This is a genomic window from Actinomadura sp. NPDC000929 (assembly GCF_040492065.1).
In the GTDB taxonomy this organism is placed as follows: Bacteria; Actinomycetota; Actinomycetes; order Streptosporangiales; family Streptosporangiaceae; genus Spirillospora; species Spirillospora verrucosospora.
The window spans coordinates 1-11,050 of the sequence record NZ_JBEUPA010000213.1; the positions used below are offsets into that span (position 1 = coordinate 1).

An 11,050-nucleotide genomic window follows, 5' to 3' on the forward strand; every position below is an offset into this window, starting at 1 on the left:
CTACGGGCTCAAGGCCATCGACATCGACATCGAGAACAGCGACGAGTTCGAGAACGCCGCCGTGCAGGACCGCGTCCTCGGCGCCCTGAATGCTGGTCCTGCGCCGCTACGACGAGGCCGTGCTGCCGCTCGCGATCCCGGCGGCGGCCCGCTGACCCGTCCCGTCCCGGCGGGCCGGCTCCTCGTCCGGGGCGGCGAACCGCTCGTCGTGGTGGGCGAGGACCCGCAGCAGCAGCTCCTTGAGCAGGTCGGTCTCGTCGGGCGACAGCGCCTCGAACAGCGCCTCGTCCAGGCGGGCGCGGTCGTCCTGGCACGCGCCGAGGAACAGCCGCCCGTCCTCGGTGGCGTCGAGCGCGTACCGGCGCCGGTCGCCGGGGTCGCGGCGGCGCCGGACGTGGCCGGCCGTCTCCAGCGCGTCGACGATGCCCACGAGGTCGCCGGCGTCCATGCGCAGCCGTTCGGCGACCTGGCGCTGCGACAGCGGCCCGTGCCGCGCCACGCACCCGAGCACCAGCAGGTGGGGCAGCCTCGACCCGTCGGGGAGCATCCGGGCGGCGGTGCGGCGCACCAGCCGCCCCGTCTCGAACAGCAGGTAGGTGGGCGACGCGGACAGGGGATCGGGCCGGTCCTCCACGACTGCTCCCTGGGGGTTCTTGGCCGGTCCTATTTCTCTTGACCTGAGAAATAGGTTATCCCTACCGTTGGGTGGCCCAAAATATGGGTGTTCGCTCCATGCGGAGGGAGGCCCCCATGCCGGACGGGGGACCGGCCGTCGAGGTCGACGGCCTGACCAAGAGGTTCGGTGACGTGGAGGCCGTGCGGGGAATCGACTTCACCGTGCGGCCAGGGGAGATCTTCGGTTTCCTCGGCCCGAACGGCGCGGGCAAGTCCACGACGATCAACATGCTGTGCACGCTGCTGCGCCCGAGCGGCGGCGGCGCGCGGGTCGCCGGGTACGACGTGGTGCGCGAGCGCGACGACGTCCGCCGCAACATCGGGCTGGTGTTCCAGGACCCGACGCTCGACGGCTACCTGTCGGGCGAGCAGAACCTGCGCTTCCACGCCGAGCTGTACGGGGTGCCGCGCTCGGTGACGGCCGACCGCATCCGGCAGGTGCTGGAGATGGTCAACCTGTGGGACCGGCGCGGCGACCTGGTGCAGACCTACTCGGGCGGGATGAAGCGCCGCCTGGAGATCGCGCGCGGCCTGCTGCACTCCCCGCGGGTGCTGTTCCTGGACGAGCCGACCGTCGGCCTGGACCCCCAGACCCGGGCGTCGATCTGGGAGTACATCCGGCACCTGCAGGCCGCCGAGGAGATCACGATCTTCATGACGACGCACTACATGGACGAGGCCGAGTACTGCGGGCGCATCGCGATCATGGACTCGGGGCGGATCGTGGCGCTGGACACCCCCGAGGCGCTCAAGGCCGGCGTCGGCGAGGACCGGGTCCGCATCCAGACCGCCGACGACGAGGCCGCGATCGCCGCGCTGAAGGACCGGTTCGGGCTGGAGGCCGTCGTGTCGGAGGGCGCGGTCGCGTTCTCGGTGGCCTCCGGCGAGGCGTTCGTCCCGCGGCTGTTCGCCGAGCTGGGCGTGCCGATCAGGTCGGTGAACGTGGCGCGGCCGTCCCTGGACGACGTGTTCATGTCGTTCACCGGCACCACCATCCGCGACGCCGAGGCCTCGGCGACCGACGGGATGCGCGTCGCGATGCGCGCGATGAGGAGGTGACGATGGCGAGCACGGCCGAGAGGGCGGCGGGCGCCGAGGTCGTCCGGGTCAGGGTGCCCGAGCGCGGCCTGCGGCAGGACCTGCGCGCCGTGAAGATCGTCCTGCACCGGGAGCTGATCCGGTTCTGGCGCGACAAGCTGCGGATGGTGTCCGGGCTCGTCCAGCCGGTGCTGTGGCTGCTGGTCATGGGCACCGGGCTGTCCAACCTCATGGCCCGCAGCGGCGGCCCCGCGGGGTCGGTCGACCTGAAGACCTTCATCTTCCCCGGCGTGTGCGCGATGTCGGTGATGTTCACCGCGATGTTCTCCGCCGGGTCGATCGTGTGGGACCGCGAGTTCGGGTTCCTGCGCGAGATGCTCGTCGCACCGGTCAGCCGCGCCGCGATCGTCGTCGGCAAGTGCGTCGGCGGCGCCCTGGTGGCGACCGTGCAGGGCGCGGTGATCGTGTCGTTGGCCGGCCTCGCCGGGGTCCCCTACGACCCGGGCCTGCTGCTGGAGCTGCTCGGGCTGATGTTCGTCGGGGCGTTCGCGCTCACCGGGTTCGGCGTCATGATGGCCGCGCGGATCAACAGCATGCAGTCGTTCTTCGGCCTCATGCAGATGGCGATGATGCCGATGATGTTCCTGTCCGGGGCCCTGTACCCGCTGAACGGGCTCCCGGCGTGGCTGACCGTGCTGACCCGGTTCAACCCGCTCACCTACGCCGTCGACCCGCTGCGGCACGCGGTGTTCTCCCACCTGGACGTCTCGCCGCAGCTGCTGCGGACGTTCGACCCGGGCGTCACCTGGGGCGGCTGGGTGGTCCCGATCTGGCTGGAGATCCTGCTCGTCCTCGGCATGGGCCTGGGGCTGATGGGCGTGGCCATCCTGGAGTTCCGCCGCGCCGACTGAGGAAACGCCGCCGTCACCCGCCGTGATGAAGGATACTGGCCGCGTGCGCGACGCAGCGCACTCGGTCGGACGCGAAGGGTGACGGCGGCAACGTGAACGGGTACAGGACGATATGGCGCGGGGCGGCGGCGACGGCCGCGGTACTGGCGGCGGTGGCGGGCGCCGCGACCGTGGACGGACCGGTCCGCGCGCAGGCCGCGGACGGGGCCCGGCCCGCGGCCGCGGCGCGGGAGTTGCGGATCACGCGTTTCCTGGGGGAGCGGCGGCTTCCCCACATGGCGAAGTTCAAGGGCACCACGGTCGGCGGGCTGTCGGGCATCGACCGCGACCCGCGCACCGGGACCTGGTACCTGGTCTCCGACGACCGGTGGCGCTACGACCCGGCCCGGTTCTACACCGGCCGCCTGGACATCGACCCCGCCACCGGCGCGTTCACCGGGGTCCGGCTCACCGGGGTGTCCACGCTGCGGGGCCCGGACGGCCGCCCCTACCCCGGATTCGGCAAGCCGGGGTCGGTCGACCCGGAGACGATCCGCTTCGACCCGCGGTCCCGGCGCGTCCTGTGGGGCAACGAGGGCGACCGCCCGGACGAGGCGCACGAGGGCATCCCCCTGGCGCCGATGTCGCTGCGGTGGGCCGGACACGACGGCCGGTACGCCGGTGAGCTGGCCCTTCCGCGGTCGCTGCGGCTGACCGCCGAGCACCGGGGGCCGCGCCGCAACGCCGGCTTCGAGGCGCTGACGTTCACTCCGCACGGTGTCGCGGCGATGGCCGAGGGCCCCCGGTACGAGGACGGGGAGCCGCCGACCGTGCGGCACGGCGCCATGTCCCGCCTCACCCTGTGGGACCGGGCCGGGCGAGTGACGGCCCAGTACGCCTACCCCGTCGACCGCCTCCCGGTCGCGCCGAGGCCGCCCACCGGCGCCGCCGACAGCGGCGTCTCGGAGATCCTCGCCGCCGGGGACCACCGGTTCCTGGCGCTGGAGCGCTCCTGGCTGGAAGGCGTCGGCTACAAGGTCCGGCTGTACGAGTTCGACGTGCGGGGCGCCACGGACGTGCTGCGCCGCGACCGGCTCGACCAGGGCGGGCGGTTCCGTCCGGCGCGCAAGCGCCTCGTCGCCGACCTCGGCCGCTACGCCGATCCCGCGCAGAACCTGGAGGCGCTGGCGTGGGGGCCGCGCCTGAGGTCGGGGGAGTGCACGCTGGTGGCCGGCTCCGACGACAACTTCGACCAGCGCGAGGCCACGCAGTTCCTGGCGTTCGCCGTTCGGGGCTGCTGACCGCCGCCGCGCGACGCGCAAGGGCCCGCGGGACCGTGACGGTCCCGCGGGCCCTTCGCGTGCCGTGCCCGGCGCGTGGTCAGACGGCGAAGTCCAGCAGCGGGCGGGCGTTGCTGGGGTGCCGCAGCTTGGACAGCGACTCCTTCTCCAGCTGCCGGATCCGCTCGCGGGTCAGGCCGAGGGCCTTGCCGATCTCGTCCAGGGTGCGCGGCGTCCCGTCGTACAGCCCGAACCGCATCGCCATGATCTTGGCTTCGCGGGGGGACAGGATGTCGAGGGTGCGGCGCAGCTGGTCGGCCATGAGCTGGCGGTCCACCAGCTCCGACGCCTCGGGGCTGTCGGTGTCCTCGATGAGGTCGCCGATGCGGGTCTCGCCGTCCTCGCCGATGGTGGAGTCCAGGCTGATCGGCTGCCGGCTGGTGCGCAGCAGCTCGCGGACCTGCTCGGGGCTCTTGTCCAGCTCGGCGGCCAGCTCCTCGGGGGTGGGCTCGCGGCCGAGGCGCTGGTGCATGTCGCGCTCGACGCGGCTCAGCTTGCTGAGCATCTCCAGGACGTGGACGGGCAGCCGGATCGTGCGGGCCGAGTCGGCGAAGCCGCGCTGGATCGCCTGGCGGATCCACCACATCGCGTAGGTGGAGAACTTGTAGCCCTTGGAGTAGTCGAACTTCTCCACGGCGCGGATCAGGCCGAGGTTGCCCTCCTGGACGACGTCCAGCAGCGACAGGCCGCGGTCGGAGTACTTCTTGGCGACCGACACCACGAGCCGGAGGTTGGCCTCCAGCATGTGGGCCTTGGCGCGGCGGCCGTCGGCGGCGACCCATTCCAGGTCGGCGCGCATGGCGGGGGAGAGGTCCTCGGCCTCCAGCTTGTGCTCGGCGTACAGGCCGGCCTCGATGCGCTTGGCGAGGTCGACCTCCTGCTCGGCGGTGAGGAGCTGGCGGCGGCCGATGGCCTTGAGGTAGGTGTGGACGGAGTCGCCCATCGTGGTCGACTGGTCGTCCAGGTCCGCGGAGGTCTCCTCGGCCTCGACCTCGGTGACGTCGAACCCCTCGTCGACGGAGGCGTCGCGCTGGCCGCCGGGCCGCGGCGCCGCGCCGGCGGCCTTCGCGGTGGTCTTGGCGGCGCCCCTGCGGGCGGTGCGCTTCCTGGCGGCGCCCGCGGCGCCGGAGGTGTCCTGGGCGGTCTCCCCGCCGGCGTGGTCGGCGGCCGCGGCCCTCTTGCGGACGGCGTCGGGCTCGCCCGCCAGGCTGATGCCGGCCTCGGACAGCTCGCGCAGGATGGAGCGGCCCTGGGCCGGGCTGATCCCGGCGGTCTCGAAGGCCCCCCTCACCTCGTCGAGCGAGAGGCGCCCGTGGGCGCGGCCACGCTTGAGGAGGTCGTTGAGCGCGGGGCTCGGCGACTCCGTGAGCGGGGTCTCGACGGCGCTTCGCGGCATGGGGACACCCCCCTCCCTTCGGTGTGTGAGTGCGGCGCGGATTGTGTTCGCTCGTGGCGCACGCACTTAACGGAACGTCGCAGGACGGGCCTGTTGTTCCCGGCTTCGTCGCCGGGCGGCGCTCCGCGGGGGATCGTGGAGGAGCGATCCAGACGGTCGTGGTGCCCACGGCCAGCGGTTTCACACCGCCCGAACCGATCCGGTTCTACCTTACTTCGTAAAGGCCCCAGGTCGTGGCGACGTGAGATAGACCACTACGCTCCTGAATCCTTAGGCCGCAATGTCCGACCATAACGCGCGATGACCCGTTCGCGCAGCTCAGGGTCGTCGCGGGGGACCGGTTCGAGGAACACCTCGTCGATCTCCTCGTGCGCGCCGCGCAGCTCGCGGGCCATCCGGACGCAGGCGCGCTCGACCTCGGCGGCGGTGAGGGAGTCGCGGAAGTCGAGGCGGGCGCAGACCAGCACGCGGTCGGCGCCGAAGGTCACGGTGACGATGTCCACGACCCACTCCACCTCGTCCGCCCGGCCGAGGCGCGCGCGGACGTCGGCGACGATCCGGGGGTCGGCCTGCGAGCCGATCAGCAGGTTCAGGTTGATCCGGCCGAGCACGAGCGCGACGGCGGTCAGCAGGACGCCGATGAGCAGGGAGCCCACACCGTCCCAGGTCGCCGACCCGGTGAGCTGGTGCAGGCCCAGGCCGCCGAACGCGATGAGCAGCCCGATGAGGGCCGCCGAGTCCTCCAGCAGGACGCTGATCGAGGTGGGCTCGTCGGTGCGGCGGATGTAGGCGCGCAGCGGCAGGTCCTCCGCCCGCGCCGCGGCCCGGACCTGCCGGACCGCCTGCTGCCACGAGACCGCCTCCAGCACGAACGCCACCGCGAGCACGGCGTACCCGACGATCGTGCCGGACTCGCCGGCCGCCCGGTGCCCGATGAGCGTCTCGATCCCCTGGTAGTAGGAGAACAGCGCGCCCATCCCGAAGATCGCGACGGCGACGAGCAGGGTCCAGATGTAGCGCTCCTTGCCGTAGCCGAGCGGGTGGCGGCGGTCGGCGGGGCGCCCGCTGCGGCGAAGCCCCACCAGCAGCAGCACCTCGTTGAAGGTGTCGGCGATCGAGTGGGCGGCCTCCGCCGCCATCGACGCCGACCCGGTGATCAGTGCGGCGACGATCTTGGCGACGGCGATGCCGAGGTTGGCGGCGAACGCGAGGACGACGGTCAGGAGGCTCTCGTCCTGGGCGCCGCCGTCGTTCCGGCCTTCGGTCCGCTGCTGCCCGCTCTGTGCCGCCATGATCCGTCCTCTGCCCCGGCGGTCACCGTGCCATGCGCGGCGCGGCCCTCCGTCAGAGCGCGCAGGCGCGGAGCCGGGCCCGGTCGGGCTTCCCGGACGCCAGCAGCGGGATCGCCTCCACCAGCTCCAGCTCGCGCGGCGCCGCGTACGCGGGCATCGTCTCGCGCACGAGCGCGCGCAGCTCGGTCAGCTCCGGCAGGCCGGGCCCGGCGGGGACGACGACGGCGGTGACCCGCTCGCCCCACTCGGGATCGGGGCGGCCGACCACGACGACGTCGCGGATCTTCGGGTGCCGCGACAGCACGGTGGCGATCTCGCCCGCGACGACCTTCTCCCCGCCGGTGTTGATCACGTCGTCGACGCGGCCGCGGACGCGCAGCCGGCCGTCCTCGATCGCGCCGAGGTCCTGGGTGAGGAACCAGTCGCCGTCCCTGGCCGCGGCGGTCAGCTCGGGCCGCAGCCGGTAGCCGGTGAACAGCGAGGGGCCGGCGAGGCGGATCCGGCCGTCGTCGCCGAGCGCGACGCGCATGCCGTCCAGGGGCGTGCCGTCGTAGACGCAGCCGCCGCAGGTCTCGCTCATCCCGTAGGTGGTGAACACGCGCCCGCCCCGGCCGCGGGCCTCGGCCAGCAGGCCGGGCGAGGCGGCGGCGCCGCCGAGCACGATGGCGCCGAGCCGCGACAGGTCGGCGCTGGCGTCCAGGAGCCGGCGCAACTGCGTGGGGACGAGCGAGACGTGGAGACCCTCGGCCGCCGCGACGGCGGCGGCGTCGAAGCGGGGGGCGATGACGGGGTCGGTGCCGGCGACGAGGGAGCGGACGAGGACCTGGACGCCGGAGATGTGGCTGGTGGGCAGGCAGCACAGCCACCGGTCGCCGGGCCCGGCCTCGATGCGGGCGAGGGTGCCGGCGGCGGAATGGCGCAGCGCGCCGGCCGTCAGCTCGACGAACTTGGGGGCGCCGGTGGAGCCGGACGTGGCGATGAGCACCGCCGTGCCGGCGTCGACGGGCGGGTGCCCGCCGCCGGGGGAGTGCGGGACGGTGCCGCCGGCGGTCTCGATCGCGTCCGGGGCCAGCGCGTCCAGGAGGCCGCGCAGCGCGGGCTCGGGCAGGTCCGGGGGCAGGGGGCAGATCGCGGGGCCGCCGTCGAGGGCACGGGCGAGGGCGTCCAGCAGGCGGGGGCCGGGCGGCAGAACGACGGCGTGCAGCGGGCGATCCATGATCTCATCAGCGTAGACGACCCCGCTGAACGCGTTCAAACGCGGGGCCGGTTGAATGGTGCCCGAGCGCCGCGCCCCGGCCGCGGCGCGGTCGCCCGACGGAGAGGAAGACATGGTCTCGGAGCTGTTCGACGCGGACGCCTGGAGAGAGGTCGAGGGGTTCGGCTTCACCGACATCACCTACCACCGGGCCGTCGACCACGGGACGGTGCGGGTGGCGTTCAACCGCCCGGAGGTGCGCAACGCGTTCCGTCCCCACACGGTGGACGAGCTGTACCGCGCGCTGGACCACGCGCGGATGTCCAGCGACATCGGCTGCGTGCTGCTGACGGGCAACGGGCCGTCGCCGAGGGACGGCGGCTGGGCGTTCTGCTCGGGCGGCGACCAGCGGATCCGCGGCAGGGACGGCTACAGGTACGCCGAGGGCGAGACGTCGGACACGATCGACCCGGCGCGGGCGGGGCGGCTGCACATCCTGGAGGTGCAGCGGCTGATCAGGTTCATGGGCAAGGTCGTCATCTGCGTGGTGCCGGGCTGGGCGGCCGGGGGCGGGCACAGCCTGCACGTGGTGTGCGACCTGACCCTGGCCAGCCGGGAGCACGCGCGGTTCAAGCAGACCGACGCGGACGTGGCGAGCTTCGACGGCGGGTTCGGGTCGGCGTACCTGGCGCGGCAGGTGGGCCAGAAGTTCGCGCGGGAGATCTTCTTCCTGGGCGACGCGTACGACGCCGAGGGCGCGCACCGGATGGGCATGGTGAACGCCGTCGTCCCGCACGCCGAGCTGGAGGCGACGGCGCTGGAGTGGGCGCGGAAGGTCAACGGCAAGAGCCCGACGGCGCAGCGGATGCTGAAGTACGCCTTCAACCTCGTCGACGACGGCCTCGTGGGGCAGCAGGTGTTCGCCGGGGAGGCGACGCGGCTGGCCTACGGCACCGACGAGGCCGCCGAGGGACGGGACTCCTTCCTGGAGAAGCGCGATCCCGATTGGTCGCGTTTCCCGTGGTACTACTAGGACCCGGGGCGCGATCTTTTGGGGACGTGGGGCGCGGCATCCGTGAAGCTCTGACCTGCTGATTCGTGCGGTTGAGCGGTGTCACGCCCCCGCCCTGCGCGGGAGGGGAGCCCGGAAGTGCTCGCTGAGCCTGCCGCGGCGGCCCTCGGGACCATCGCCGCGCCACCCTCCACCGCCTCCCTCGCCACGTCCGGCAACACGCTCGTGTAGGTGTCCGCGGTCAACACGATGGAGGAATGCCGCAGCTGCGCCTGCACCAGCTTCATGTCCGCGCCTCCGGCAAGCATCAGCTCGCCGTGCCGGAGATCGTGCAGCCGGATCGATGGGAGCCCCGCCGTGAACGCGATGGCCTGGAACTCTGCGGACGCGTGGTCGGGGTGCAGCCGCTCACCGTTCTCACGGGTGAAAACCTTCCCCGACTGGACCCACGCGAGGCGCTCTTCGCGCTGCTGCGCCCGCCACGCCCGCAGCACCTGCCCGGTCGCGGTGTCGAACGGGATGGTGCCCTTGCTGCCGTCGCTCTTGAGGTCGGCTTCCTCAACCCCGGCGTAGGTGATGTGCACGATCTGGATGTACAGCGACAGTTCCCGGGCGTCGAGGTCGACGTCGGCCCATTCCAGCCCGCACGTCTCCCCGCGGCGGAGCCCCGCGAATGTCATCAGGTGGTAGAGGGCGTACAGCCGGTACTTGGCGGCGGCGTCGAGGAACGCGCCGGTCTGCTCGGGTGTCCACACCATCGCCCGGGACGGGCGTGGCAGCGATCGCCACAGCTTGAACGCCCGCGTCGAGCGACTCGGGCGGCTCGCCAGCCTCCTCAAGGGCGGCGGTGTAGGTGTCGAACCAGCCGCTACCCCGCTCGGGCGTCCACACGACCGCCTTGGGGCGGCGACCGCCGCCCATGCGGATGAGCTTCGCGACGTTCACGGTGACGAGTGGCGGCATCTGACAGAGCGACGCGGAGGGTCGCGTGGATCTGCGCCCGGGTCGAGGCGCCCACAGGCCGGCGCGGCGGCGGCAGTTCCGCGATCTCAGCGAGCGCACGGTCGCGGGCTGCGGTGTCGCGGACCTGACGCGCCTCCCACACCTTCTGCCGCAGCGCCCGCCGCCACTCCCGCTCCGCCTCGATGCGCCGCGTCGTCTCTCATCCAGCGCCGACCCACACTGTTGATGCAGGACCCCGAACTAGCGGACCAGGCCCGCGCACAGTCAGCAGAGCTCTTGGACCTCGACGTGGCCAACCAGAGCAGGCGCGAACCAGAGAACATCAACTACGCGGCGCGCATGGCCGCGAACCCCTCAAGGAGAACCCATGTCTGACGCCCGCGAGATCGTGCCTTTCCTGCACGAAGCCGGCCACCTGAAGAGGTCTGCCCGGCAGGGGTGGTGGATCGCCGGTGTGAAGAACCCGGAGACGGTCGCCGAGCACAGCTTCCGCACCGCGGTCATCGGCTACGTCATCGGCGCTGTGGAAGGCGCCGACGCTGAGAGAGTCGCCACCCTCTGCCTGTTCCACGACTTCCCAGAGACCCGGCAGGGCGACGTTCCGTCCACGGGGAAGCGATACGTGTCGATGGCGCCCGACACAGATGTGATCCGGGACCAGACTGCCCAGCTGCCGGAACATCTCGCGGACCGAATCCGAGCCCTGACCGGAGAGTTCGAAGAGCAGGCGACTCCGGAGGCGCGGTGCGCGAAGGACGCCGACAAGCTGGAATGCCTGCTTCAGGCCCGCGAATATCAGGCCCAGGGGTACGCGGATGTGCAGCCGTGGGTGGACACGATGGTCGACGCCATGAGGACCCCGACCGGGAAGGCTCTTGCAAGCGCTGCGCTCGAGGTGGCACCGAGTTCCTGGTGGTACGACATCGTCGCGAACTACGGTCGCAAATAGGTGGGTATCCCATGAACGACGGACGGTCCTACCCGTCCGACCTGCCGCGCCATTCAGTGAGCGCGGGCGGCGCGGTCATTCGCGACGACGGACGTTTCCTCGTGATCAAGAGACGAGACAACGGGGCTTGGGTGCAGCCGGGCGGCGTCGTGGAACTCGAAGAGGACCCGCGCGAAACGGTCGTCCGGGAAGTCTTGGAGGAGACCGGGGTCCGTGTAGAGGCCGGCGAACTGACCGGCGTCTACAAGAACATGAAGCGCGGAGTGGTGTCGCTCGTCTTCCGCTGTCGGGTGGTGGGGG

At 72.3% G+C, this 11,050-nt stretch carries 11 protein-coding genes; 6 read left to right on the top strand and 5 right to left on the bottom strand.

Annotated elements, in window-relative coordinates; genetic code table 11:
• Nucleotides 1-106: 106 nt before the first annotated feature.
• Nucleotides 107-634, bottom strand: a complete 528-nt coding sequence (locus tag ABWI04_RS39390; RefSeq protein ID WP_345183925.1) for a MarR family winged helix-turn-helix transcriptional regulator — start codon at nt 632-634, stop codon at nt 107-109.
• Nucleotides 635-750: 116 nt separating this feature from the next.
• Here ABWI04_RS39390 and ABWI04_RS39395 point away from each other — a divergent pair, with 116 nt between their 5' ends.
• From ABWI04_RS39395 to ABWI04_RS39405, 3 genes are all read left to right on the top strand, one after another.
• Complete coding sequence (locus tag ABWI04_RS39395) at nt 751-1,734, top strand: ATP-binding cassette domain-containing protein (RefSeq protein ID WP_353835576.1); 984 nt, start codon at nt 751-753, stop codon at nt 1,732-1,734.
• A 2-nt stretch (nt 1,735-1,736) separates the two neighbouring features.
• Nucleotides 1,737-2,624 carry an ABC transporter permease gene (locus ABWI04_RS39400; RefSeq protein WP_353835577.1) on the top strand — a complete coding sequence of 296 codons (888 nt, stop codon included), beginning with the start codon at nt 1,737-1,739 and terminating at the stop codon, nt 2,622-2,624.
• A 92-nt stretch (nt 2,625-2,716) separates the two neighbouring features.
• Nucleotides 2,717-3,904 carry an esterase-like activity of phytase family protein gene (locus ABWI04_RS39405; protein ID WP_353835579.1) on the top strand — a complete coding sequence of 396 codons (1,188 nt, stop codon included), beginning with the start codon at nt 2,717-2,719 and terminating at the stop codon, nt 3,902-3,904.
• 79 nt (nt 3,905-3,983) lie between these two features.
• Here ABWI04_RS39405 and ABWI04_RS39410 read toward each other — a convergent pair whose 3' ends face one another.
• The 3 genes from ABWI04_RS39410 to ABWI04_RS39420 all read right to left on the bottom strand — a co-directional run bounded on the left by ABWI04_RS39410 (nt 3,984) and on the right by ABWI04_RS39420 (nt 7,847).
• Nucleotides 3,984-5,339 (bottom strand): RNA polymerase sigma factor, encoded by a 1,356-nt coding sequence (locus tag ABWI04_RS39410; RefSeq protein ID WP_345183916.1) that lies wholly within the window; start codon nt 5,337-5,339, stop codon nt 3,984-3,986.
• A 254-nt stretch (nt 5,340-5,593) separates the two neighbouring features.
• On the bottom strand, nt 5,594-6,631 hold the full coding sequence (locus ABWI04_RS39415) for a cation diffusion facilitator family transporter (protein ID WP_353835580.1): 1,038 nt from the start codon (nt 6,629-6,631) through the stop codon (nt 5,594-5,596).
• 52 nt (nt 6,632-6,683) lie between these two features.
• Entirely contained in the window at nt 6,684-7,847 is a 1,164-nt protein-coding gene (locus tag ABWI04_RS39420; RefSeq protein WP_353835581.1) for an AMP-binding protein, read from the bottom strand.
• 112 nt (nt 7,848-7,959) lie between these two features.
• Between ABWI04_RS39420 and ABWI04_RS39425 the strand changes: the two genes are divergently transcribed.
• Nucleotides 7,960-8,859, top strand: a complete 900-nt coding sequence (locus ABWI04_RS39425) for a 1,4-dihydroxy-2-naphthoyl-CoA synthase (protein WP_353835582.1) — start codon at nt 7,960-7,962, stop codon at nt 8,857-8,859.
• Here the strand turns inward: ABWI04_RS39425 and ABWI04_RS39430 are convergent.
• Nucleotides 8,856-9,596 (bottom strand): tyrosine-type recombinase/integrase, encoded by a 741-nt coding sequence (locus ABWI04_RS39430; protein ID WP_353835583.1) that lies wholly within the window; start codon nt 9,594-9,596, stop codon nt 8,856-8,858. The genes ABWI04_RS39425 and ABWI04_RS39430 overlap by 4 nt on opposite strands.
• Before the next feature lie 572 nt (nt 9,597-10,168).
• On the opposite strand from ABWI04_RS39430, the gene ABWI04_RS39435 reads away from it, so the two are divergent.
• Entirely contained in the window at nt 10,169-10,750 is a 582-nt protein-coding gene (locus ABWI04_RS39435) for an HD domain-containing protein (protein ID WP_353835584.1), read from the top strand.
• An 11-nt stretch (nt 10,751-10,761) separates the two neighbouring features.
• A partial coding sequence (locus ABWI04_RS39440; RefSeq protein WP_353835585.1) for an NUDIX hydrolase occupies nt 10,762-11,050 on the top strand: 289 nt, incomplete at its 3' end.